The following is a 25,284-nucleotide window of genomic DNA, read 5'->3' as shown; positions in this document are numbered from 1 at the left end:
CCTTTTAAGGGACGGTACCGTTTCAGCGAGAAATAGAAGGATAATTTATCGTGTGAAACATATAATTTCTTATATTTCAGGCAAAGCCTGCGCGCCCTTGAAGGGGAACCTAAAATAAACAGATAGAACAGGAGAACAATCACATGCTCATTGCACTGGATATGGACGGAACACTGCTCAATGCGGAGGGTGAAATCAGCAACGAGAATAAAGAGGCTATTCTTCAAGCACAGCGCCTGGGGCATATCGTGATTATCGCTACGGGCCGTTCCTACATGGATGCTGAACGGCAGCTGCGGCTGGCTGATCTGGAGTGCCCTGTGGTGAGTCTTAACGGTGCTGTGATCACGCTGGCTGACCGGACGGTGGCGGCAAGCACTCCGCTGAATAAAGAGGATATTATCCCCGCACTGCGCTGGATGAATGAAATTCCTGAATTGTATTACGAGGTATACACTGAGGATAACGTATATGTAGAGCTGGACAAGCGGGTAAAGCTGGAGAAGCTGGCTACTCTTAAGGATACTGAGGTACCCGAGGAATTAGCTTGGCTGCTCCAGGCGATGGTAGACCAGCAGTTCCAGCAGGCAGCGGTAACCTACGTGGAGAAGATGGAGGACGTCTGGAGCAAGGAAGAGAATCTGATCTATAAGACTCTGGTCTTCTCGCTGAACCGTGAACTGCTGAAGGAAGCCTCTGTGCGGTTCGCCGCCATTCCCGGGCTGATTATTACCGCATCGCATGTCAACAATATCGAGATCAACCATAAGGAAGCGAATAAGGGCACCGGTGTTAGCATGCTCGCAGCCCATTACGGGATTCCTGCGGAGCAAGTGGCGGTGATGGGCGACAGCTACAATGATCTGCCTATGTTCGAGATGGCGGGGTACAAGATTGCCATGGAGAATGCCGCCCCCGTGCTGAAGCAGACCGCCGACTTCATTACGTTGAGCCATACGGAGAACGGTGTTGCGGCGGGACTGCGGCATCTTCTGAACAGCAAAACAGCCTTCAAATGAAGGCTGTTTCCGCTAGCGGCGGTCGGTTCCCGAGCGCCGAAAGCATAATAATGAGATGGCGCCCAGGTTGACTGCCAAATATAGAATGAGCGTCAACCGTTCGGCATTGGTTAATTCCATAAGCACCGGAATAAACATGATATCCCTCCATACCTCACTTCTATTTGTCTATCTGTTATAATCAGCTAGTCCTTTGTTCAATATATTAGTATTATCTGTCAAAAAGTGGACTTTATGATAAATGGCGTTATTTTCTGCTGGGAGGAATTACTCTATGAACCACCTATACCCCGGGATTGCCCGGTTATATGAGAACCGGCTGCTGCGCACCGAGCTGGAATGCGAGCAGTTCGATCAGGCACTGGAGGGTCTGGCCGGTGATACAGAGGATGCCGTCATTCACCAGATCTTCAAAGTATTCGACGATGATACGGAGCAGGAAGAGGTGATGTTCAGCCTTGTTCACTTTGTAGAGAGTATCCAAATGGAGATGTATCTGACCCAGCTGCTGGAGTCGCTGCCGGAGATGCTGGAGCATGCCCGCAACTGGGCGATTGTGCTGAATCAAAGAATTCTCCAGGACGACCGCTACCGCAAGGATTACGCCGAGATCGCCGTCCGTATGCCGCCAAGAATCCGGCAGTGCCTGGCCTTCCTGCTGGAGGAGATCAAGGAGGACCAGCCCCGGCTGTACGAGCGCAAGGTGAATTCTTTTCTGGCCAAGCTGAATGCATCCGGGAGATAGCCTCGTGCAGAATAGAGTGCGGAATGGTATAGTGTATACTGGCCAAAACCGCATGACTGATTACGCATTCAGAAACAAACGAAGGTGAACATAATGAACAAGCTCTTATTTCATAATATCCCGCTGGGAGCCAGCGGTGAGCATATCCCCCAGGCGAAGGTAGCCTCAGCCCGGACAAGCCGGGAGACGGTACAGCCGGGGGACAGCGATGCGGCATACTTCCGCAGGCTGGAGGCAGGCGGCATTCTGCTCAATCCGCCGCAGATCTCAGCGGTACGCCATCATCTCGGGCCGCTGCTGACACTGGCTGGAGCCGGCTCCGGCAAAACCTCGGTGCTGATCTGCAGAGCCGGGTATTTGCTGTCTGTGCGCGGCATCGCCCCCGGTCGCCTGCTGCTGCTGACCTTCTCCAGCAAGGCAGCAGCAGAGATGCGCGAGCGGATTGCCCTGCTGCCGGGGGTGAACGAGGGGGATGCTGCTCGCCTGCAGGCGCGTACGTTCCACTCGTTCTTTCTTTATTTCCTGCGGCGGCAGGGACTGCGGCAGGATATTTTCAGCGAGACTCGCCGCCAGCATATTCTGCTGAAGCAGATTATGCGCGAGCTGGGACTGCCGAAGGATGCCTATCCTCCTGAGAATCTGCTCAGTCTGCTCTCCGCCTGGAAGATGAATATGGGCTTGCCCGTACAGCTGCCGGAGACTACCGAGGCAGAGAAGGAGATGAAGGCTATCCTGGCTCAGTATGAGCAGTGGAAGACCGATCATTTCAAAATCGATTTCGACGATGTGCTGCTGCTCGCCTACCAGATGCTCCGGGAACAGCCGGCGCTGCTGCGGGAGCTGCAGCAGCAGTATCAATATGTGATGGTTGATGAGTTCCAGGATACGAATGCGCTGCAATATGAGCTGGTGAAGATGGTTGCTGCTCCGCAGGATAACCTGATGGTGGTCGGCGACGATGACCAGACGATCTACTCCTTCAACGGTGCCCGCAGCGAGTTCATCCTGGAGTTCGAGAAGCTGTATCCGCAGGCCAAGGTGATCACACTGGATATCAACTACCGGTCCGGTCCGGCGATCATCGGGCTGGGCAACGGCATTATCCGCCATAATTCGCGGCGCCGCGCCAAGACGTTGCAGGCAGCCCGCAGCAGCGGCCTGCCGCCCCGTTACCTGCGTCCGGAGACAGCAGATGACGAGGCTGGACAAATCGTGGAGCATATTGAGCGTGAAACGCAGAGCGGGGCCCGGGAATACCGTGATTTCGCCCTGTTGTACCGCGCCACAAGCAGTAATCGGGCGGTGCTGGAGCTGCTGCTGCTGCGCGATATTCCTTATATTGATTACGGCGAAGGCCAGCTGCTCTATGAGCATTGGCTAATCTCTCCGGTGCTGGATCACCTGCGCCTGTCGGTGAACCGCCGTGACTTCGCCGCCATGGAGAACATTCTGCCGACACTCTACATGAACCGGGACAAGGGAATGGAGCACATCCGGCGTATGGAGGCGGTGCAAGCGAAGCAGGGCCCGCTGATTCATCTGCTGTCCATGCCGGGCATGGAAGATTTCAAGGGCGTCAAGCTGCGCGAGCGGCTGGACCTGATCCGCGGCCTGCGGGAGCTGACACCGCTACAAGCGATCCGCCAGATCCGCACGGTATTCTATGATTATTTCATCGAAGGCAGCGAGCGCCATCAGGCTACGCTGCACCGGGAGACGCTGAAGGAAATGCTGGATGAGCTGGAGTCCTCGGCGGAGCGCTTCGCTACAATTCCGCTGTTCCTCGAATTCATCGACAACGTAACGGAGCGTAACGAGCAGAACCGGCAGCCGGGGCTGAAGGAGCAAGGCAACCGGGTGGCGCTGATGACCATCCACAAATCCAAGGGACTGGAGTTCCCCGTCGTCTTCCTGATCGGAGCCTCCGAAGGCATTCTGCCGCATAGCTCCGCTCTGGAGGAGGGCCGTGCGAAGGACCGCAAGCCAGCGAAGGCCTCGGTCAAAGTGATCAGCGCGGCTGCTGCAAAAGCCGCAGCCGAAGCGGGCATTGCCGCATTGGAGGAAGAGCGCCGGCTCGCCTACGTGGCCGTTACCCGGGCCAGGGAGGAGCTGTTCATCAGCTCGCCGGCAAGGCATCGGGGCAAGAAAGCGGAGGTCTCGCGCTTCATGCTCGCGGCCTTCCGCTCGGCGGCCCGCCCACAGGCACCGGCTCCAGCCGCCGGAGCCAGCAGCCCGAACAGAACGCATGTAACACGCAGCGGCACACACGGTTCAGCCGCAGTGAGAACACATACTGTTCCGGTCTGGCAGTGCACCGGCAAAGCCTGTCCGGGCTGGACCCGCAAGAAGGCGGGCGGCGCAGAGGATCACCTGACCTCGAAGCCGTGTCCGCTCTGCAGCTCCCCGATGGAACCTAGCACCCGGGAGGTCCCGGTATAACAGGACGCACGGCTGCCATGCATAACATCAGCCCCTTTCAGCAGCTAATCGGCGCTGCAGAAAGGGGCTGATGCCGTTATTCCCGGGTTTATCTGGCCCGCACCTGGAATTGGGGCAGGTACTCGGCATTCTGCTCCAGAATGTCGGCCAGTACTTCCTTGGCGATCCGCTCGTCGCCTACCAGCGGATGGATCGTCAGGGCCTGCAGTGCAGAGGCATAATCTCCTCTTACTGCAGCATCTATGGTCAACTCCTCGTAAGCCTTCACTACCTGCAGCAGACCTCGGATCTGCGGGGGAAGTGGCTTGCTTGGTGCAAGCGCATGCGGCCCATCGGATTTGATGACACAGTTGATCTCAATGGAGACATCACCCGGAAGATCCGGAATAACCCCCTGATTACGCACATTGACGGTCTGAATATCGCCGGTATCATTATAGATAGACTTCATCAATTGAACCGCCGCTTCCGAATAGTAGGCACCGCCGCGTTTCTCCAATTGAGCCGGCTTACTGTTCACTTCAGGCTGCTTATAGATCTCGAACAGCTCGGCTTCTACTTCCTTCACATCATCGGCACGTGTCTTGCCGCTCTCCTGGTAATGCTCAGAGATCTCCCGGTACATCTCTTCCTTCATATAGTAGTAACGGTGATACGGGCAGGGAAGTGCACCTACGGACTGAATGAACTCCGAATCCCACTCCAGATCGGGGATGTTGGCCATCGAAGGCCCCTTGGCTCCCGACAGCTTATTGAGAAAGTCCTCCGTCACGTCCTCCCCTTCAATCAGCACCCGGGTCGTCCAGTTGAGGTGATTGATCCCGACAATCTCAATGAACATTTCCGATTGCGGAACCCCGTACAGCTCAGCGATCTGCATCTTCGTGCTTATCGGAAGATTGCATAGCCCCACAGACTTGACCCGGGAATGCTTCGAGACGGCTTCCGTAATGATACCGGCCGGGTTGGTGAAGTTAATCATGAACGCACCCGGAGCCAGCTCCTCGATATCCCGGCAAATGTCCAGAATGACCGGAATGGTGCGAAGCGCCTTGGCGAACCCGCCCGCGCCCGTCGTCTCCTGGCCGATTAAATGGTGGGCCAGCGGGATCTTCTCATCTCTGGAGCGTGCATCCAGCATACCGACACGGATCTGCGTAGCGACAAAATCCGCACCGCGAATCGCTTCGCGCCGGTCCAGTGTCGTATGCAGCCTGATAGGCTTGCCGCTTGCATCAATCATACGCTGCGCCAGTTCCCCTATGATTCTCAGCTTGTCCGCCCCTGCCTCGATATCTGCCAGATACAGCTCAGCAACCGGAAATTCATCATGATACCGGATCAGCCCTTCAACAAGCTCCGGCGTATAGGAGGAACCTCCTCCGATGACTGCGATTTTCAAGTGTTTCTTCTTCATTTGTGATTTCCTCCGTCTCTCTTGAAATGCTCTATTATTGCCCCGGTTAGATGTTTATAATAACAATCCCATTTATTGTTCCTACAAATACATGTCTTTTTTTAACCTTTTTTCTCCTCATTGGATTTTCTAATCACTCAAATGATTTGTGAATCTCTATACCCGGTAAAGGGTGCACACATTATGGATTCAAAATCCCGTCATTTCCATATGGTTTCTCCTGCTCTTTTTCCGTGATATAATATAACAAATTGGCATCGGAGGAAACTTGTAATGACAAAGAGAACAAATAATACATTATATTTCAATATTAAAGAACAACTGCTCAAACAGATCCAATCCGGCTTCTATGCTGTCGGAGAGAAGCTTCCCACCGAAGCCGCGTTATGCGAGATGTTCTCCGCCAGCCGGACCACCATCCGCCTCGCGCTCAGCGAACTGGAGGTTCAGGATATTCTTGAGCGGCACCAGGGTAAGGGCACCTTTGTCAAACGTAAGGAGCTCCAGCTTAACCAGAAACGAAGCTTCACTGAAGATGTGCTGATGAGCGGCAAAGAGCCGACCAGTACAATTATTGAAGCCAAAGTGACACCTGCGGAAATCCCGCTCAATGAATTCCTCAATATTCCGTTGAAAGCACCGGTAAACCAGCTATTGCGGCTCCGCTATGCCGATAATGAACCACTCTTGTATGAGACTACTTATATTGCCTGGGATCTCGCCCCGGGGCTCATTAATGAATATAAGGATGGATCGCTCTTCTCCTTCCTTGAGTCAGAGTATAACCTGAAGGCCCACCGCTCTGTGGAGCAGCTGAAGCCTGTACTCGCGGACAAAACAGCCAGCAGGCTGCTTGGTGTCAAAGAAGGCTCCCCCTGCCTGCAAGTGAGAACTTTTACGTATTTGGCCGACGGTTCCCCTCTGGAATACAGCTTCGGCGTATTCCGGGGTGATTTCCCCAGCTATACTATCGAGAGACAGTTTGGATGAAGGAAGGCCGGGCGACCGTCAGCCCAGAGAGCATACGGAGCACCCCTGGATGGGGCGCTCCGGCTCCGTTACCTTCAGTTCAGTAAGCCCTGTTACTCCTTGATGATCTCAAAATAGCGCCCCAGCCAGTAGGGCAGTGTGAATACCGAACCCGCCTCAATGCTGCCTGTATGGTAGTTATACCCCGGATTGGCCCCGGTAGTCTGGCTGTCATTTTCAAACGGATTCGAGTTATGCTTAATGATGCGCCGCTCATCCGGAGCCAGTGCGTAGTTCGTCTGTTTATAATCATCGCGGTCACCCGGTTCAATATACAGCACATCCTGACGGTCCCACTGCACCGGGAATTCAATCTGGAATTCAGGGAAACGGTACAGGAAGCGGACCGCCGACTGCAGATCGACATCGGTTTTGTCCGGATGCGCAAGCTGGTAGAGGAAGGTGTAGAACGGATTCTCCTCCCGCACCTCATTGGAGTACCATTGATCATAGGCTGCTACAATCTGCGCATGTCTGCCTGCATCCTGCTCAAGCGTAACAAGTATGAATACCGGGAACCAGCCCAGCTCTTCATCCGAGTAATTGATATATTGGGTCCAGTCATTATGAAGCGTCGCATTGGTGTTCGTGCCGTCGCCTGCATTATCCATAGTTACCGGCTGGTTGTCGTTCTCGCTATATGCATTGGTAGCCTGACGCACCAGTCTGCGCTCAATATAGTCCTGTGCCATGGCCATATAGCCCTTACCGTTGATATACGGCTCTTCCTTGCTGTAGCTGCCTGCAAAAGCCTGCTCATACGCCAGCTCATACTTGGCCGAATCAGCCGGATAGCTCGCTGCGACAATATAGCTTGCTGATTTCAGCGCAGCCATGACTTGCAGTGCGTTGAGCGGGCCGTCTTCGTAACCGTAGGACAGCGCATCATCCCCTTTTTCGTCAACGCCGATCTTGGACTGCCACTGTACCTGCTGCTCCATAACGCCAAGGCTGTCGTTGAAGTATTTGGCGAACCATCTGGACCACTGTGTTGATTTGCCGGTGGCATCCTCAATATAATAATGGTCGTCCTTCAAAATCAGCTCTGTCATGCGGTGCGTGGTTTCTTCAATGAGAGATTTCAGCTCAAGAAGTTCAGGATCGGTGCTGTCACCGACCAGATATTTATAAGCCGTATAGAACATGGCATAATGGCCATCCACTTCATCTGCAGAAGTATCTGCCTTATACACAATCTGGTTCATGTCGATATGGCCGTCCACAATTGCGCTATCCGGGAACAAATCATTAAAGAATTCCGGAATCTGCTCATAGACGGGAGCTGTCAGCTGAAACAGCGGCTTATTATTGATGCCCGTTGTCTTATCTTCCTTCGCATCATTGTTGTTAGTGGCGGCCGTAATGACAGGCAGCACCTGATATACTGCGCCGGTTACGGTAGTTCCAACCCGTGTCTTGATATCAATCCCCAGCTTCTGGCCTTCAGGACGCGTCAGGTTCAGCTCGTCAATGGCGGCTTGACTAAGCCCAAGCCCATTGTAATTGAGCACATCGGTACCTCCGCTCGGGAACAGCGTGGAGCCTTTTTTGTTCTCTGCGTCTTTGGTTACCCTCACCATGGAATAGCCGATAGGCTCCACCCCGTCGTTACGCTGCATGCTTGGAATGATTCCATTCGGGTTAGTCATGTCCGGCCCGACAAAGTTCTGGAACCAGAAGCCGTTCTGAGATTGGTAGCCGTACACTGAATTGCCCACTGTAGCCGCACTCGCTTCGCTGGTCAGCATATAGGAGCGTGCCGGAAATCCGTTTCCGCGTCCGGAGACATAATCGAGCAGCAGAACGGCCTTGGTCGCTCCAAGCGCCGCCGCTCTTGCATCCGCAATTTCTGCCTGCTCCCCGGAAGCCGGGCTGGCTCCGTACTGCTCCTGCAGTGCTTTATAGCGGAAAATCTCCCCCATTGCATACATCGCTGTCCATAGACCGTCATTGTCACTGGTGGTTGGTGTGGATGTGAACACTCCGGTTGCAGAGTTGTAATTAACCGCATCCAGCTTGCTGTCCGTCTCCGTAAACGTAAAGCCTGCGCCATGAACCATGCCGCGCCGGTCCAGAATCGACTTCACCAGATCCTCATAGATAAACGATTTGTCATGCAGCGTCTTCTCCGGCATGGCGATATGGGTCACACCGCTTGCCGTCCGGACCCAGATACCGCCCTTCCCGTCGCTGGCAAGCCCTGTCACATGATCATCACCACCGTACAAATACCTCGGTCCGGCCATATACTGAACGATATCCTTAGTGTCGCTTGCGCCGAAGTCAACCCGCTGCAGGCCGGTCTCCGTTCCAATCCAGTAGACCCCCCCGTCCAGAACTACACTGGTTACATCACCGGTTACCGAGAGCGGCAGGAATTTGAGCGCAGCAGTACCGGTGACCCATTCAAGGGTGCCCGGGATGGAGGCAGATCCGGCTTTGTAATAGGTCATTTCCTTGGTCTGCACAGCCTCCAGCTGAACAGGAGAGTAGCCCGCACCCGGCAGCTTCTCCGCAAGCACGGGCGCTGCCGGCAGTACGAACAGCGTTAAGGCAAGCAGTGCACCCGTGATTTTCACGCCATTTCTTTTCATCATGTACATGGTAAGCTCCCCTTTCCTTATTGGTAGATATGCGATACGCCGGTTTGTGTAATAACCAGTACACCCGTACTTTCATCCGGTAAAAGCAAAAGCACCTTGTCATCGTACAATTGCTTGCCTTGAGCGGAATAACTGGTCATTTCATTCGTGACGAGATTGATTTTGGTGACTCCGCTGTCTGTTCCGATCCACAAATAAGTCCGGGTTTTATCCAATACAGAGGTGTTAATCCCCCGCATCGAAGCAAATATGGAAGGTTTGATATTAAATTCATAATTTACAAAGGTTATTGCATTCACAAGGTTCGGCATGGTCACACCCTTGTTCGCTATCGAAGGCGTGTATGAAGGGTCCTGAAGGAAGGTCAGGTATTGCTTGGCCAATCCTTCCGCTCCTGTGGAGCTGAAGGAGCTTAAGGCTTCGGCATAGGTATACAGCTCCGGACCTTTGGGCTCAGGTGTTGGGGTTGGGGTAGGTTTCGTTGTTGGTGTTGGTGTTGGTGTCGGTGTCGGCGTCGGTTTCGTTGTTGGTGTTGGTGTTGGTGTCGGTATTGGTGTTGGTTTCGTTGTTGGTGTTGGTGTCGGTTTCGTTGTTGGTGTCGGTGTCGGCACTGGTGTCGGGGTTGGCGTTGGACTCCATGTACCCGGGCTTGAGGTTGGAGCCGGAGTTGGAGTAGGAGTAGGGGCCTGGCTTCCCGTGCCGCCGCTTGAACCGGTTCCTCCCGAATGGCCGGCCGCTGAAGTGATCAGTTGACCTGAAGCATCAAAATCCTGTCCGCCTATGCTTACCTTCGCGGCATTCATCGTCAGCTTGTCCGGCTTGACAGAGAAAGTCACGCCTTCTCCATTGACCACCGCTTCTGCGATTATTCCTTCACCGGTTATAGTTGCTGCGCTGTTCAAGGTCATTTTCTTGACAACCCCGCCTTTATTCAGCTTAATCGCTGAGCCGCCTGCTTTGGACGAGACGTTGAAGCTTCCAATCTGGCCGCCCTCCAGCGTGAAGCTTGCCGGTGCAGCTACATTCAATTCATTAACATCCCCTGATACAGAGACAGCATCGGAAGCCCGCGTAAGCAGGTTAACGGTACTTACCGTCTGATCCGATTCATTGACAATCCGGGCAGCAGAAGTTACATCAATCTTCCCGGCTATCGTCTTTCCCTTCAGCATAACCCTTACCGGAGATGCGGGCTTGCTGATTACAATTCTGCCCACATGACTGTCCGTTAAGGTGATGCTGTTCATACCGCCGCCGTTTATGTAAACGGTGCCTCCAATCTTAGCATTGATGAAACTCAGATTACCTTCGCCAACGCCGGGAGTAATATATACATTCCCTGAGAAGTTCAGATCCGATAGCGTGCCTCCAGCTGTGTTAACAATCAGGTTGCTGCCGGAGGTTCCCGAATGATCTCCGCCGTCGGCAACCAAGAGGCCCATGGTGTTATTCATCATCTTCACGGCCTCGGCCCGCGTCAGTGCCTTCTTGGGCTGGAACGCGCCTTGCGGTGTGCCCGCCACATAACCAGCTTCCTTCATAGCATAGACCGCTTCCTTGGACCAGCCGGCAAGTTGAGCATCATCGGTAAACGGGACGAAGGAATTCCCGGAGGCTGCAACATTAAATACTCTGCTGAGAATCAGCGCCGCCTGCTCACGGGTCAGGACCTCCAGCGGATTGATCCTGCCTTCGCCGTTACCAATAAGAGCACCGGCAGCAACCGCTTTGCTGATGTCAGAGGCGTACCATGCCTTCTTAGGGACGTCAGTAAAGCTCTGGCCGCTCTCCTCACTGAAATGAAAGATCCGGTTAATCAGGGCGACGAATTCTGTTTTTCTGATTCCTTCATTCGGCAGAACGAGACCTTCCTGATTGCCTTTGAGCAGCCCCATCTCTTTCCACGAGGCTATTTCCTCTGCGGCCCATGCAGGAATCTTCTCCGCTACTTCTGCAGATGCTGCGGGCATGCCCGTAAACGCCACGGATGACACTACGGCGAATACTCCAAGCGTCTGCTTCCATTTGAACTTCATATGCACTCCTCCTCAAGGTTTTGTTAAGCGGTACTTCAGCTGATAACTTCGTACACAACTGCTTCGGAAGCATGTGCTGCATAATCTCCAGGGGTGACATCCTTTTCAGGTTATCTTTTCAAATTTGCAGGTTTTTTAATGTCACCTCCATGTCATGTTATCAATGTTATTGTAGTAACATTTACCCACATTCTATTTTTAATCATAACAAATTGTCAATACATTTATTAATTAGAGAGATATTCTTCCTCTCTTTTCCACAAACTCCCATAACATCGTAAATTTCCATGTAAAATCAATGTTGTTTGCGCTTACAATAATCCATTGGTCAAAAATATTTACTGCTTACTTTCTGGATAAAATGATTTTTATATGTCTTTTTGCATGAAAAAACAATTGACAGGCTTCTTGCTATCATGAATAATGAAAGCAATATTGTTACTACAAATATTTGTTACTCAACCAATCACAAACAAAAATCAGAAACACCTCACTCAGATGAGTCATATAACATTACATTTAGGTCAACTTATTTGCCAATACCAATCAAAGGAGCGATTAACAAATGAACAAACGGATGATTGCACTGATCTCAACGATGCTGATTACCGCCTTAACGGGCTGCTCTTCTGCAGCTTCTAATAACAGCCCGGCCAATAACGGAGGCTCCGGTGCCAAACCGGAAACACTCCGTATTGCTATGGGTTCGCCCGGCGAAGGATTAATCAAGGTCTGGGAAACGATCGGCAAGGAGTTTGAAGCGCAGCATCAGGGGATTAAGGTGGAATTCAGCTATCAGGACGATGACACCTATCAGACGATCGGATTGCCAAATCTACTAAGCGGCAAGAACGCTCCTGACCTGTACTTTGAATGGGCGGGGCAGCGCCTGCAGACAAGAGTAACGGACGGTTATGCGGCGGATATTACAGAGCAGCTCCAAAGCTCAGGACTGAAGGATATGTTCGCGGAGGGTACCTTCAATGGTATGGTGATCGACGGCAAGACGTATATGATTCCTACTGCGGGCGATGTGACGAACGTAATCTTTTACAATAAAGCGGTATTTAATGATCTGGGTCTTCAGCCGCCGGCCACCTGGGAGGAATTCCTTAAGATATGCGAGACTATCAAGCAGGCAGGCATCACCCCGCTCGTGATCGGCAACTCCGATCTGTGGACAGCAGGCAACTGGGTCGCCCATATCATTTCCCGGGTTGTGGGCGAAGACGCCTACAGTGAGGCTATGCAGCTGAAGCAGCCGTTCAATTCGCCTGATTTCGTCAAAGCCTACGGTTACGTACGGGAACTCTGGGATAAAGGCTATATTAACGAGAATGTAACTGCCGCAAGCGACAGTGAGGCGGACATGCTGTTCCTGAACGGCAGCGGTGCCATGCACCCGATCGGAAGCTGGCTGGCTCCAACCGCAGTCGAAGAGACGCCGGAACTTGAGCTTGGCTACTTCAATACTCCGGCCATACCGGACGGCAAGGGCAATCAGGACAGTGTAATCGGCGTGTTGAACGGAATGGTGGTCAATAAAAACTCCAGGCTGATCGACGAGGCTATTGAATTCATGAAGCTCTACAGCTCCCCCGAATCCTCCAAGAAGCTGTCCGATGCCGGAGCTGTTCCGATTACCAAAGACGGGATCGACAAGGAGACCATGCTTCCGCTCTCGCTGGAATTGAACGATCTGATGGAAAATGCTCCAGCGCTTGTGTCGCCGCCCGATACCGGCTATTCCATCGAAGTTGCCAACGCGCTCAATATGGCCACCTCTGAAGTTATCGGCGGCGCTAAATCACCTGAAGAGGCTCTGGCTGAGCTGGAGACAACTATCGCCCCTCTAAAGTAACGATGAGTACGTCCATAAGGCGGCTTCATCCGGAAATCGAAGATTACGCATCCCCCCTTATACCTTGAATTGGAGGTGGACCCATGTCCGGCCGAAGCAATAAGTTATCTCCCTACCTGTTCATATCTCCAGCCCTCCTGCTCTTTGGCTTTGTTGTACTTGTCCCCGTCCTTATGACCTTCGTATTCAGCTTCTACGATTGGAACGGGATCGGCACTATGAAATTCACCGGCTTCGACAACTACATCCGGGCTTTTCAGGACCGTGTCTACATGAACTCCTACGGACACACGCTTATCTATATTGTCGCCACTGTCTTTGTTGAAGTCATTGCCGGACTCGGGCTCGCAGGCTTGATCACGATGGGCCGCAAGGGAAGCGGACTCTTCCGGCTCGCCTTCTTCGTGCCCGTCATGCTGCCGATGATAGTCGTCTCCTACTTATGGAAATTCGTCTATAATTCCGACTTTGGCCTCATCAATATCCTGCTGGAGAAGATCGGCCTGGAGAGCTGGACCCGTGTCTGGCTGGGCAACCCCGATACCGCGCTTTATGCCATCTGCATCGTATCCGGCTGGGTCTACGCAGGCTTCTATATGACCATCTTTTATTCAGGAATCCAGCGCATCTCTAGAGAAGTCTATGAATCGGCCTATCTGGACGGTGCAGGGGAAGGACAGATCTTCTTCAAAATCAAGGTGCCCATGATCCGTAATCTGGTGGAGACAGGCATCATGCTGTGTGTACTTACCGGCTTCCAGTCCTTCGATCTGTTCTATGTAATGACCAACGGCGGACCGTATAATTCAACCGAAATCGTTACGACCTACCTGGTCAAAGTAGTCTTCACCCATATGAGCATCGGCTACGGCTCCGCACTTGCCGTCATCATGACAATTGTGATCGCAGTGATCGGGCTTGTGGCCGGCAGACTGAATAAGAAAGACTCCAGTGTACTGGAGTATTAGAAAGACACGGCTTCGCAGTCCTCTGAAAGAGGCTTCGGGTGATGACTCAGGTACTTTGCGGGGACCCCGATACATGTACATTATACGAAAGTGAGGTGTACCGCTTGACGACCACAGCCCTGGATCTCAAGAAAGACGCTTACAGCGGCGGGGAAGCGGCCAGCCGCAGAGCGTTCTCGCATATTCTGTATTATCTGTTCATGATCTTCATTTCCTGCTTCTATTTCTACCCGATTCTCTGGCTTATTCTCTCCTCCTTCCGTGAGAACCGGGAGATCTTCTCCGCTCCATTCGCACTGCCGGAACAGATCAATCTCCAGAACTGGTCCAAAGCCTGGACCGTCGGCAATATGAGCACCTACGCCGGCAACAGTGTAATTGTAACCTCGGCCACCGTTGCGGGCATTCTGCTCTTCGCGAGCCTCGCAGCCTTCGCCTTCAGCAAGCTCCGCTTCCGCGGCAGCAGCTTCCTGATGCTGATGTTCGTATTCGGACTGTTTATGCCGCTGCAATCCTTTTTCATTGCCCAGAGCTATATTTTTGAGCAGCTGAATTTGAAGGATTCCTATATGGGCTTAATCCTCCCTTACATTGGAACCGGCCTTCCGCTGGCCATATTCCTGCTCAAGGCATACTTGGATTCTATACCGAAAGAGCTGCTGGAGGCTGCCCGGATAGACGGCTGCGGCAACTGGAGAATGTACAGCAGGATTATCCTTCCGCTGCTTATTCCGAACATGGCCACCGTCGGGATCTTCTCAGCGCTGAATGCATGGAATGAGCTGCTGCTGGCCATGCTGTACATCCAGAATGATGCACTGAAGACGATACCGGTTGGTCTGCTGGCCTTCTCCAGCCGGTATATGACCGACTATAAGCTGCTGTTCTCAGCACTCTCGATTATTACGCTCCCAATGATTGTCGTATACCTCTTCTTCCACCGCTATATCGTTGCCGGCCTGACAGAAGGGGCGCTGAAATAACCTCCCCCTGACTTCTTTCCTGTCCCCCACAACAACAAAAAGCCCCTTCGGGCAGACGTAGCGGAATCATGATATATCATGAGCTTCCAAGACGTTCTGCCCGAAAGGGCTATGCGTCATACTGTATTTAAGCCGGAGTAACTACTACCGGTTCTTCAACTTCTTCATGTACAGTCTTGATCTGAATCATGACCGTACTTGGATCGGTCAGCACTTCAATGCCATCCTGGAAAATCAGATCCGACACCAGCAATTGGTCGCCGATGGCAAGGCCGCTGATATCCACTTCCATGGAAGTAGGCAGATCGCCCGGCATACAGCGGACTTCTACTTCATAAATTTCCACCTGCAGTACGCCGCCTTCTTTGACGCCAACAGCTTCGCCTGCAAAATGAATGGTCACCTTGCTGTCCATGCTGATGCTCATGTTCACATGCTGGAAATCAATATGCAGCACTTTACCGGACATGGATTGCTTCTGGATGTTCTGAACCACTACCGGAACGGTTGTACCGTCGGTCAATTTCCCTTGCAGGATCGCCCGCGGATTCGTTCTCAGCACTTCCAGCAGTTCCTTCTCGTTCACTTCAAGACTAAGAGTATCTTTACCAATTCCGTACAGTACAGCCGGGATGCGGCCCTGCTTTCTTGCCACATTCAGGTTGGACTTCGTGTCAGACGTACGATTGCTTAGTTGAATAAATTTACTCATTGCTTGGTTCCCGCTCTCTTCGACCATAAATTCTTGTCACCTCAAGTGTAACATGACCATAGAATCTAGTCAAACCTGCGGCAATCAGACTTCATATTCGGCAAAAGGATCAGGGATCTCGATTCTATAGGCTTCCGCATCGCTGACGCCTACAGACAATACCGCCCGGCCGTCCGCTCCGCGTACCAGTCCGCCGCTGAAGATGACATCCTGCAGATCAGGACGTTTGCCCGGACCGATCGGGAAATCGCTTCTGGCTGCGATGATTTTAACCGGGGTAGTCTCCAAAGTGTCCGGATTAAGTGAGAAGACCATAGAGTAGTAATGCTTCTTCCCCAGACGGTCGAAGCAGGCAATATGCCCCAGCACACCTATATGGCCATTGCGCAGCAGATGGGCTTCATTGGCTCCGCCCCACTCTTCCGGCACGAATTGATGCTGCAGAATCTCCGCCTCCAGTAAGGTCTGTTCATGCAGCTCCTCCAGTGAATCAATAATGGTGAAGCCAATCTGTCCTCTGCCGCCTACCTCTCCCTGAGGCCTGGTGAGCACGCCAATTCTGCCATCCAGCAGCTCAATCAGCCGGATATCCTTCATCATTGCCGGACCGGAGGAGAAATGATGCATTGAATCAATCCGGTATCCCCGGTAGAACTGGGTAACCCAGGAGACTATCTTGGGCGGATTATCCCCAGCCGTAATCACCTCAACTCCGCCGACAATCAATTCTCCCTTAACGCGGGTTACGCAGGGGTCCTGCAGATTATAGGTATGGGTATGCGCACGGGGAACCCATACCCCATCTGCGCCGGATGTAAAAAAGAAGACTTGAGAGAACTCGCTATCCCGTTCCTCAACTCTTCCCAAGATCACTTCCTCCCCGTCATGCAGAAACGGAGCTGTTATATTGTATACATCGCGTCCGCCCACACCGGAGAAGACCAGCTTCTCCACGTGCACGGTACGGAGATTGGCATAAAAGGTATCCAGCAGTTCATTACAGGTTGCTGTCTTCGCCGGGCTCCTTGTCATTGCCTTCCTCCTCATATTCATTTGCCTTATCTATTGCCCAATCGTTCTCATCCGGTTCCATCCGGATCAATTCCCCAGGCTGAATATTGAAATACGTACACAGCTTCAGCAGCAGATCCCGGGGATACTGCACCATCTCGTCTTTGTACATCCGCCGGACGGAATCGAAATGGTAATTAATGTCCTTCGCTAGCTTGCGAATCGATAATTTCGGGTCATGCTTATCCATAACCTCACTCAATTTACTGCGTATGACTGGCATCCATACACCTCCTACATCACTATATCCGGTGATTTCAAGGGAGTCAATAAATTGACAAGATTAAATGGTCATGTTATAGTTTGGTCAGGAAATAATTTGCAGAAACAAAACTTTATACCACTCATCCCCGGAAAATAAAGTCCTCTTTATTTTCTTTTTTTGTCCCCAAAAGTTCGATAATCAATAGGGAGGCTTTCTATTATGAACCACAGCAACCGCAATAAAAACATTGTTTTCCTGTCCACCAGCCTGCCTAGAGAATGCGGAATTGCTACTTTCACCCAGGATCTGCTGGATGAATTCACGAAGCTTCAGGGCTTCAACAAACCGCGCATCATCGCCATGAATAACAACGGGAACTACCGTTACACGGATCAGGTCATGCGGGAAATCAACCAACATCAGCTATCTGATTATATAGAATCAGCCAGGGACATCAACCAGTCAGATACCGATCTGCTAGTCATTCAGCATGAATTCGGCATCTACGGCGGAGAGAGCGGCGAATATCTGCTGCAGTTCACAGAAGAGCTTCAGATCCCTTACGTGGTTATCTTCCATACTGTCTTAACCAAGCCTACCCCCAAGCAGCATGAGATTATCACCCGGCTCGCCGAAGGAAGCGTCAAGGTAGTCACCATGGCCCAGTCCACAGTAGAGGATCTAATCTCTGTCTATCATATTAACGCCGCCAAAATAGCATTCATTCATCACGGCGTTCCTTTTGTCCAGACCTCCACACGTGCAGAGCTGAAGCTCCAGTACAAGTTCGGCGAACGCAAAATCCTCTCGACCTTCGGCTTCCTGAGTCCCGGCAAGGGCATTGAATATGCGATTGAGGCTATGAGCGGCGTAGTGAAGCAGCATCCTGACGCGCTCTATATCATCTGGGGCAAGACGCATCCGGTCGTTAAGCAGGAGACCGGTGAAGTCTACCGGCAAAAGCTGACCGATCTGGTGCATGAATTAGACCTGGTCAATAATGTGCTGTTCGTCGACAAGCTACTGACCCAGGAAGAGGTCATTGAGTCCCTGGTGATGTCGGATATATATATGACTCCTTATCTGGGCAAGGAACAGGCCGTAAGCGGAACGCTCGCTTATGGAGTCGGCTATGGCAGAGTGATTATCTCCACCCCTTACCGCTATGCCGAAGAAATGCTGGCGGGAGGCAGAGGACTGCTGGCAGAATTCCGCGATTCGGCTTCCCTGGAGGCCTGTATTCTGGAGCTGCTGGACAGTCCGGCCAAAGTCCGGGATATGGAACAGCGTACACAGGAACTCGGCAGTACAATGATGTGGAGTGAGGTTGCGAAGACCTATGCCGCCATCTTCCAGGACATTATAGGCCTTGCCACACCGGCTGACCGGAGTGTGATCTGATGCAGGCGCCAGCAGTGTTACAGTTCAAGCCGGACTATATGCGCCGGATTACCGATGATACAGGGATTTTTCAGCATACGAAATTCGGGGTTCCCGACCGTGCCAAAGGCTACACTACCGATGATAATGCGCGGGCTCTAATTGCAGCCGTTCTGATGTACAAAAAAAATCAGGACAACGCCTCCCTCGACCTGATCCATACGTACCTCTCTTTCGTCCACCATGCACAGACTGAAGAAGGCAACTTCCGGAACTTCATGGACTATAACCGTTCCTTCCTGGAAGAACGGGGCTCTGAGGATTGCCAGGGGCGTACCCTCTGGGCGTTGGGCTTCGTACTCTCCTATTCCTCCATATTGCCTGATAATCTGCTGAATACCTGCCGTTATTTAATCAACCAGGCGCTGCCGCATATCGCAGGCCTGCGGTCACCCCGGGCTCTGGCCTATGCCGTGATCGGACTCAGCTATTTACCCGGGACTCCAGGAGCACTCACCTACTCCTTCCCTTATACGCATATACCAAGTACAGAAGAAGAACGTGCCTTCCTGCCTGAAGCCTTCATCACAGAACTTATTGAATCTGTTGCCGTCCGGCTGAATGACCAATACAATCTCACCAAGGGCGAAGGCTGGAACTGGTATGAAGACAGTCTTACGTATGGTAACTCAATGCTGCCCTGGGCGCTGCTTAAGGCTTACAAGATTTCCGGCAATCCGGCGCTGAGAATCACGGCTAAGGAAAGCCTCGATTTCCTGATCTCCCGGACCTTCGCGCCGGAAGGCTATTACAAGCCCATTGGCAGCCACGGCTGGCTGCTGCGCGGCGGCAGCCCTGCGTTATATGATGAACAGCCCATCGAAGCCTGCGAAATGCTGCTGGCCTGCGAGGAAGCGGCCGTTGTGCTGAAGGACCCGGCTTATCTGCAGCGGGCTGACCTGTGCTACGCCTGGTATACAGGGAATAATTCCTTGCAGATCTCCCTGATTGACCCCCAGTCCGGGGCTTGCTACGACGGCATTCACAGCTCAGGGCTGAACCTCAATCAGGGATCGGAGAGCATTATATCCTTCTCGATTGCCCATCTGGTGACTCATCATGGATAAATACGCAACCATACTTGCAGGCGGTGGCGGCACCCGCTTCTGGCCGCTGTCCAGACAGGAAATCCCCAAGCAGCTGCTGAACATCAGCGGCAACGATATTATGCTGAACGATACGATCGAACGCTTCAAGGGCATCATACCGCAGGAGAATACCGTTATTGTGACGAACCGCACCCAGGCGGTCCTGCTGGAGAGCATTATGCACAGCAGTGTTCAGAAGAGCAATATTCTGATCGAGCCTGTGGCCCGGAATACTTCAGCAAGCATCCTGTTCGCCGCCTTCTCCATCCAGCAGATGAGTGAAGGGGATTCCCTAATGGTCGTCCTGCCTTCCGATCATTATATTACCGATGAGCCGCAGTTCCGGCTTACGCTGGACGAAGCCTGCACCGTCGCGATGGAGAGTGACGCCATTGTCACGATCGGGATTAAGCCGACCTTCCCGTCCACCGGCTACGGCTACATCGCTTATGACCAGGAGCCGATCGCAGTCAAACCGGTTGCTGTATACGATGTAGCTGAATTCGTGGAGAAGCCGGATTTCAAGAAGGCACAGGGGTATCTGGCCTCAGGCAATTATCTCTGGAATAGCGGGATCTTCATTTGGAAAACTTCGGTCATTATCGATAACTTCAAACGTTATCTGCCGCGGCTATATAATACGATGCTGCCGATCAGTGAAGCGCTCGGTACAGACCAGGAGCAGGAGACGATTAACCGGATCTATCCGCTGCTGCAGAATATCTCCATTGACTATGGCATACTTGAACGCTCTGATGAGGTAGTGGTGCTGTCCGGCCAGTTCGGCTGGAATGATATCGGCAGCTGGGACGCACTCGGCGCCATCTTCCCGCCTGATGATGAAGGCAACATTATCAAGGCCAATCATGTCGGCATCGACACCCGCAATTCCATTATCTATGGCAACGGGCGGCTGATTACCACCATCGGCGTGGACGGCTTCATTATCGCCGACACCGGGGACGCGGTCATGATCTGTCCCAAGGATAAGGCGCAGTCGGTTAAAGATATCGTTGATCTGCTCAAGGACAAGGGCATGCTGGAATATGTATAGGGGATGCCACGTAAGTTCTATTTGCATACAAAAGGGAGCACTGCTATTACAGCAATGCTCCCTTTGTTATGTTCTTATGGTTATCCTCTACTCGTTCAGCCTCAGGTCCAGGCCCACAGGAACCCGTCGCGGTCCCAGGCAATCCGGCCGCCATGCAGCTTGCGGAAGGCCTTCTTCACTTCCTTGGATAACGAGGCATTGCCATTCTCATTCACGAATACAAATTCCTCACCGAAATTCGCCTTCACATATTCAATCGCAGCGGTCTGGTATAAAGTTCCTGTGAACTTAATCTCCTTCACCATCCACTCCGCTACTTCCTGTGCGGTTACTTCCATTGGGGGTACTGCTCCTTCCTGTTCATCCTGCTTGCACATTCCCCCATTATACCACGAATCCCGCCAGTCGATTCCGCCATTCCAGCGGCCTTTACCTTTTGGCGAATAAGAAAGCTAAGACAGGCTAACCACATAGGTCAGAAACTGATAGATATTATCCTTCAGTACCGTAGCTGTAGCCAGCAGCTTCTTGCCGGACGGACTCCAGTGGAGAGGATCAGCCAGATGAAAATCATTCAGCACAGGCGTCTGCTCTCCGGTCTCCACCTCGGTAATGAACAGGTCCTGCTGGTCATCCGTTGAACCGGCCGCCGTCACTGCATAAGCCAGCAGCTTGCCGTCCGGCGACCAGCTGGTGCCGAAGATCTGCTGCCCTGAAGCTAGCTTAGACTGCTCATTGCCTTCGCTGTCACAGAGCTTCAGAGTCATCTCTCCGCGTCCGATACGCTCGACAATCGCCATCTGACTTCCGTCCGGAGAGGGAACCGCCCAGATCACATTCTTTCGCAGCACCTTGGTCTGCTTCGTCGCTGTGTCATAGGCGCTAAGCTGGCTGTCTTCACCTGTAACATAGAGAATCCGGCTGCCGGTCTGAACCACCTCATGCACATACGGGATGCCCGTCTTCACGATCGTCTCCTGCTTGCCGGTTAGATCTGCACTTAGAATATTGCCTTCCATATCAGGAAAAATCACATGCGCGTCATCCGCCCACTTTCCTTCCTCCAGCCGAAACTCTGCATCACTTACCTTCACCGGTGCGCTCCCGGACAGATCCATAATATAGCCGAACCCTGTGACGTCATACAGCTCCTTGAAGAAGACATGCATCTTGTCCGGAGACAACTGCGGCGCGCCGTAATTCAGCTCTCCCGTCTGAAGCGGTGCTTCCTCACCTGTGGACAGGGTATGCAGATAGAGATTCAGCGGATACCGTTCCTGTCCTTCAATAATCTGCGAGGGAAGACTGCGGTTCTCCTTGGTCACTACCATTACATCCTCACCGGCAAAATCCGTCCCCCGCACCCCCTCCACCTTCTGTATGCCCGCAAGCTTCAGCTTTGTATAGACCGGTTCGCTGATATTATCGAGGACTGTAATTTTGCGGCCTGCCTTCTCTACAACCTCACGTGTATCTGTGCTCTCAGTACTACAGGCAGTAACCGTTAGCAGAACAGCTCCGCAGAGCAGAATGCTCCAGATCTTGCCCCTGGCTCTATGGCTCTTATGATTCATTCAGGCTTCCCTCCAGCTCATCGCTCATGTTGCCACTTCAGCATAGCGGACGCTTATTTCCAAACCGCATCGCAAATATCTCCAACTTGTAAACTTTATCCCTTCAGGTCACCAGCGGAAAAGACAGCTCAAACGCCGCCCCTTCGCCTGAGCCTTCCAGCAAGGCAATGGTTCCGCCCTGCTTCTCCACCAGATTACGGACCAGCGAAAGACCAAGCCCTGTGCCGCCCGAGGCTCTGGAACGGTCACGATTGACCGTATAGAACGCTTCGAAGATCTTCTCCCGCGACGCCTCCGGAATGCCGATGCCGGAATCCTGCACGGTGATCCATACCCGCTGCTCCCTGACCTCACTGTACAGATGAACACTCCCCTGCGGGACATTATATTTGATCGCATTGTCCAGCAGATTGATGAAGATATGCATGAAGCTTTCTCTATCGATCCAGATATGCGCGGGCTGGGCGTCAAGCGTGACTGTGAGGCCGTAGCGCTCCGCCTTGCCTTTCATCCGTCCGCAGATATCGCGCAGCGTACTCTCAACCTCCAGCAGCTCTGCCTGGGATTCAAAATCATACTTCTCCAGCGCCGTTAATTGCAGCACCTTCTCCACCATCTCGTACAGCCGCTCTGTCTCCTTGGCGATACTCAGCTTGGCATCATGCAGCAGCTTGGGGTCATCGTCATACATATTCAGCAGATCAACATACGCCTTAATCGAGGTCAGCGGCGTCTTGAATTCATGGCTGATGTTCCCGATGTACTGCTTCTGCTGCTGCTCCAGCGCCTGAAGCTTCTCCACCGCCAGCTCCAGCTTACGCCGTTCTTCATCCTTGGCGGCAATGCTGCGCTCGATCTCCCGGCTCATGAAGTAGATGCCCTCGGCCAGCTCACCCAGCTCATCCTTACGCCGCACCGGCGGAGCCGTGATATAGTTGGCACCGCGGATATCCTCCGCCGCCTTCTTCAGCCGCCCGATGGAGGCAGCCGCACGGTTGAAATACAGATACCCGAGGATGAAGCTGAACACCAGAACCACGCCGCCTGTCGTCAGGAACAGATTCAGCAGCGTCTGCTGGAAGCTGCGGGCTCCCTCCAGGGAGTATTGCAGCTGCACCACGCCCATCTGGCCCTCCGGCCCCTGCAGCGGGGCCAGGTAGAACAGCTTATCGCCTTCACTCTGGTAGGCGACCTTGTTATTCAGCGCGTAGTCCAGCGCTGTGCTGAGATCGGGCTTACCCGGACCCGGCACAGGCCCGCCTTGCGCCGAGGTGCCCGCCTGCTGGCCCTGGCTGTCGTACAGGGTCACCTCCAAGCCGGTGAATCCGGCCAGCTCTGCAGCCAGCGCCTTGCCGCGCTGCTGCATGAAGACCTGCGGCGTAAGGCGCGCACCGGTATAGTATGTCTGCTTCACACGCAGATTGACCGTGTTGACATGCTGGGCCAGACTGCGCTCCGTCTGGCCCTGCTCATTGCGCTCCACGCCGCGCAGGACGAAGTAGCTCAGCACGCCGACGGCCAGAATCAGCAGTGCCGCCAGGAACAGGCTGAATTTCAGCTTGATGCTGATTCTCATGAGTAGCTCCCCGCAGGCACGGCCTTATAGCCTACACCGTAGACGGTTTGCAGGATATTCTGGTAGGGCTCGCCCAGCTTTTTGCGCAGCCGCTGGATATGAATATCCACGGTGCGCGTTCCCCCGGCATAGTCCATATCCCAGACCTGCTCCAGCAGCTCCTCGCGCATATACACCCGCTGCGGGTGCGAGAGCAGCAGATGCAGCAGATCGAATTCCTTCGGGGTCAGCTCCAGCGGCTCCCCGCCAAGCTCGGCGCTGCGCCGGTCCGGGTGAACCTGCAGGAGGCCGTATTCGATCAGCTCACTGCGGATCTCAGCCGTATTCTTCTCCAGCCGGCGCAGCAGCGCCTTCACCCGGGCCAGCAGCTCGCGGATCTCGAAGGGCTTGGTCATATAATCGTCTGCACCCAGCTCCAGACCGACAATTTTATCAACAATATCATTCTTGACAGTCAGCAGGATGATTCCAATATCATCCCGGTCCTCCAGCTTGCGGCAGACATCATAACCGCTCAGCTTCGGCATCATTACATCCAGCACCAGCACATTCGGACGAAAGGTATTCGCCTTGCTCAGCGCTTCCTCCCCGTCACCGGCAGTATCGACCTCATAGCCTTCACGCCGCAGCGCGTAGGCAATCGCACTTACAATGGCCGGTTCGTCATCGACGACCAGTATTTTTTTCATAGACGGTTCATCCTTCCGCTCACGCTTGTTCTGATCTGTTACTGCCCTTCAAGAATAACGCAGATGAAGAAGCCGGAGCAAGGAACCGGCAGAGCCAAGCAAAGTTTAGGTTATCTTTAAGAAGACTTAAGCTTCATTTCAGTATTATTGGGTAAACTGTACTTAGCTGAAGTTCACTAGCCGCCGTAAATGATGAACCTTGACCGATATAACCAACCACGAAAAGAGGATTATACACATGAATATAAAACATATGAATATTAAGCGTGTAATGATTGTAGGAACAATGATCGTAGCTATGTCGTTCGGAGGAACGGCCTGGGGTAAGCCGGCTTTACATACCCTTCCTGTCGCCAAATGGTCCACCTCTGATGTGGCCGATACCGATGAGCTGCTGGATGCCCTGAACCTGAACCCGACCTCTGACGAAGAGCTATACGACGCCTTATATGAAGGCAAGTCCCTGCGTAACATCGCAGAAGAGAATGGCGGCAACGTGACCCAGGTCATCAACCTGCAAGTCAAGCAGCTGACCCAGCAGCTCGAAGCCAGACTCGCCAGCGGCAGCATCACCCCGCAGCAGTTCAACGCACAGAAGGCCGAGCTGAGGGAGATTGTCGCGCAGAGTGTCGAAACTTCGTTTGGCTGAGTGAATGGGCGCAGCGATAACTAAATAGGGTTGAAAGTATTTAAAAAGCTGTCCCTTTCGCAGAATTACTGCGTATGGGACAGCTTTTTTATATCCGGCTCATATGCCTTCGCAGCAACACATTTA

21 protein-coding genes are annotated in these 25,284 nt (G+C 52.8%); 11 read left to right on the top strand and 10 right to left on the bottom strand.

The window, feature by feature from the left end; genetic code table 11:
- The first annotated feature begins 143 nt into the window (after window positions 1-143).
- The 3 genes from NST26_RS01120 (at window position 144) to NST26_RS01110 (ending at window position 4,203) form a co-directional block, all read left to right on the top strand.
- Window positions 144-1,019, top strand: coding sequence for a Cof-type HAD-IIB family hydrolase (locus NST26_RS01120; protein WP_340978272.1), 876 nt, complete (start codon window positions 144-146; stop codon window positions 1,017-1,019).
- Between the two features lie 274 nt (window positions 1,020-1,293).
- On the top strand, window positions 1,294-1,764 hold the full coding sequence (locus tag NST26_RS01115) for an Imm30 family immunity protein (protein WP_209876271.1): 471 nt from the start codon (window positions 1,294-1,296) through the stop codon (window positions 1,762-1,764).
- A gap of 93 nt (window positions 1,765-1,857) precedes the next feature.
- On the top strand, window positions 1,858-4,203 hold the full coding sequence (locus NST26_RS01110) for a UvrD-helicase domain-containing protein (RefSeq protein WP_340956595.1): 2,346 nt from the start codon (window positions 1,858-1,860) through the stop codon (window positions 4,201-4,203).
- Between the two features lie 88 nt (window positions 4,204-4,291).
- Here NST26_RS01110 and NST26_RS01105 read toward each other — a convergent pair whose 3' ends face one another.
- Entirely contained in the window at window positions 4,292-5,620 is a 1,329-nt protein-coding gene (locus NST26_RS01105) for a 6-phospho-beta-glucosidase (RefSeq protein WP_340956597.1), read from the bottom strand.
- Between the two features lie 273 nt (window positions 5,621-5,893).
- Here NST26_RS01105 and NST26_RS01100 point away from each other — a divergent pair, with 273 nt between their 5' ends.
- Window positions 5,894-6,610 (top strand): GntR family transcriptional regulator, encoded by a 717-nt coding sequence (locus tag NST26_RS01100; protein ID WP_036723582.1) that lies wholly within the window; start codon window positions 5,894-5,896, stop codon window positions 6,608-6,610.
- Between the two features lie 92 nt (window positions 6,611-6,702).
- Here NST26_RS01100 and NST26_RS01095 read toward each other — a convergent pair whose 3' ends face one another.
- Together NST26_RS01095 and NST26_RS01090 are read right to left on the bottom strand one after the other, a co-directional pair.
- The gene (locus NST26_RS01095) at window positions 6,703-9,246 is read right to left on the bottom strand and encodes a hypothetical protein (protein WP_340956599.1); all 2,544 of its coding nucleotides are present in this window, start codon (window positions 9,244-9,246) and stop codon (window positions 6,703-6,705) included.
- A 23-nt stretch (window positions 9,247-9,269) separates the two neighbouring features.
- Complete coding sequence (locus NST26_RS01090; RefSeq protein ID WP_340978269.1) at window positions 9,270-11,288, bottom strand: S-layer homology domain-containing protein; 2,019 nt, start codon at window positions 11,286-11,288, stop codon at window positions 9,270-9,272.
- A 565-nt stretch (window positions 11,289-11,853) separates the two neighbouring features.
- On the opposite strand from NST26_RS01090, the gene NST26_RS01085 reads away from it, so the two are divergent.
- The 3 genes from NST26_RS01085 to NST26_RS01075 all read left to right on the top strand — a co-directional run bounded on the left by NST26_RS01085 (window position 11,854) and on the right by NST26_RS01075 (window position 15,100).
- Window positions 11,854-13,149 (top strand): ABC transporter substrate-binding protein, encoded by a 1,296-nt coding sequence (locus NST26_RS01085; protein WP_340956603.1) that lies wholly within the window; start codon window positions 11,854-11,856, stop codon window positions 13,147-13,149.
- An 83-nt stretch (window positions 13,150-13,232) separates the two neighbouring features.
- The gene (locus tag NST26_RS01080) at window positions 13,233-14,117 is read left to right on the top strand and encodes a carbohydrate ABC transporter permease (RefSeq protein WP_340956605.1); all 885 of its coding nucleotides are present in this window, start codon (window positions 13,233-13,235) and stop codon (window positions 14,115-14,117) included.
- A gap of 41 nt (window positions 14,118-14,158) precedes the next feature.
- Entirely contained in the window at window positions 14,159-15,100 is a 942-nt protein-coding gene (locus NST26_RS01075) for a carbohydrate ABC transporter permease (protein WP_081751059.1), read from the top strand.
- A 127-nt stretch (window positions 15,101-15,227) separates the two neighbouring features.
- Here NST26_RS01075 and NST26_RS01070 read toward each other — a convergent pair whose 3' ends face one another.
- From NST26_RS01070 to NST26_RS01060, 3 genes are all read right to left on the bottom strand, one after another.
- A complete protein-coding gene (locus NST26_RS01070) occupies window positions 15,228-15,812 on the bottom strand; it encodes a 50S ribosomal protein L25 (protein ID WP_339253070.1) in 585 nt (194 codons plus the stop codon).
- Window positions 15,813-15,896: 84 nt separating this feature from the next.
- Window positions 15,897-16,844: a DUF1861 family protein gene (locus NST26_RS01065; RefSeq protein WP_340956607.1), complete on the bottom strand. Its 948-nt coding sequence runs from the start codon at window positions 16,842-16,844 to the stop codon at window positions 15,897-15,899.
- Window positions 16,810-17,106, bottom strand: a complete 297-nt coding sequence (locus tag NST26_RS01060) for a helix-turn-helix domain-containing protein (RefSeq protein WP_339253067.1) — start codon at window positions 17,104-17,106, stop codon at window positions 16,810-16,812. The genes NST26_RS01065 and NST26_RS01060 overlap by 35 nt, the downstream gene beginning before the upstream one ends.
- A gap of 201 nt (window positions 17,107-17,307) precedes the next feature.
- Here NST26_RS01060 and NST26_RS01055 point away from each other — a divergent pair, with 201 nt between their 5' ends.
- The 3 genes from NST26_RS01055 to NST26_RS01045 are packed head-to-tail and all read left to right on the top strand — an operon-like array spanning window position 17,308 to window position 20,670.
- Window positions 17,308-18,489, top strand: a complete 1,182-nt coding sequence (locus tag NST26_RS01055; protein ID WP_036723587.1) for a glycosyltransferase family 4 protein — start codon at window positions 17,308-17,310, stop codon at window positions 18,487-18,489.
- On the top strand, window positions 18,489-19,595 hold the full coding sequence (locus tag NST26_RS01050) for a glycosyltransferase (RefSeq protein ID WP_340956611.1): 1,107 nt from the start codon (window positions 18,489-18,491) through the stop codon (window positions 19,593-19,595). The genes NST26_RS01055 and NST26_RS01050 overlap by 1 nt, the downstream gene beginning before the upstream one ends.
- Window positions 19,588-20,670 (top strand): mannose-1-phosphate guanylyltransferase, encoded by a 1,083-nt coding sequence (locus tag NST26_RS01045; protein WP_340956613.1) that lies wholly within the window; start codon window positions 19,588-19,590, stop codon window positions 20,668-20,670. Before NST26_RS01050 ends, NST26_RS01045 begins: the two co-directional genes overlap by 8 nt.
- Window positions 20,671-20,771: 101 nt before the next feature.
- Here the strand turns inward: NST26_RS01045 and NST26_RS01040 are convergent, their stop codons facing one another.
- The 4 genes from NST26_RS01040 to NST26_RS01025 form a co-directional block, all read right to left on the bottom strand.
- On the bottom strand, window positions 20,772-21,008 hold the full coding sequence (locus NST26_RS01040; protein ID WP_036723590.1) for a DUF6953 family protein: 237 nt from the start codon (window positions 21,006-21,008) through the stop codon (window positions 20,772-20,774).
- 114 nt (window positions 21,009-21,122) lie between these two features.
- Complete coding sequence (locus tag NST26_RS01035) at window positions 21,123-22,244, bottom strand: TolB family protein (protein WP_340956615.1); 1,122 nt, start codon at window positions 22,242-22,244, stop codon at window positions 21,123-21,125.
- Between the two features lie 103 nt (window positions 22,245-22,347).
- Window positions 22,348-23,820 carry a sensor histidine kinase gene (locus NST26_RS01030; protein ID WP_340956617.1) on the bottom strand — a complete coding sequence of 491 codons (1,473 nt, stop codon included), beginning with the start codon at window positions 23,818-23,820 and terminating at the stop codon, window positions 22,348-22,350.
- Window positions 23,817-24,509, bottom strand: a complete 693-nt coding sequence (locus tag NST26_RS01025; protein WP_076077487.1) for a response regulator transcription factor — start codon at window positions 24,507-24,509, stop codon at window positions 23,817-23,819. The genes NST26_RS01030 and NST26_RS01025 overlap by 4 nt, the downstream gene beginning before the upstream one ends.
- Before the next feature lie 238 nt (window positions 24,510-24,747).
- Here NST26_RS01025 and NST26_RS01020 point away from each other — a divergent pair, with 238 nt between their 5' ends.
- A complete protein-coding gene (locus NST26_RS01020) occupies window positions 24,748-25,158 on the top strand; it encodes a hypothetical protein (RefSeq protein ID WP_340956619.1) in 411 nt (136 codons plus the stop codon).
- Window positions 25,159-25,284: the final 126 nt, after the last annotated feature.

This window comes from Paenibacillus sp. FSL R7-0128 (assembly GCF_038002245.1).
GTDB lineage: Bacteria > Bacillota > Bacilli > Paenibacillales > Paenibacillaceae > Paenibacillus_AQ > Paenibacillus_AQ silagei.
The sequence above is the reverse complement of the archived record's forward strand: the minus strand, read 5'-3'. Positions and strand labels throughout refer to the sequence as shown.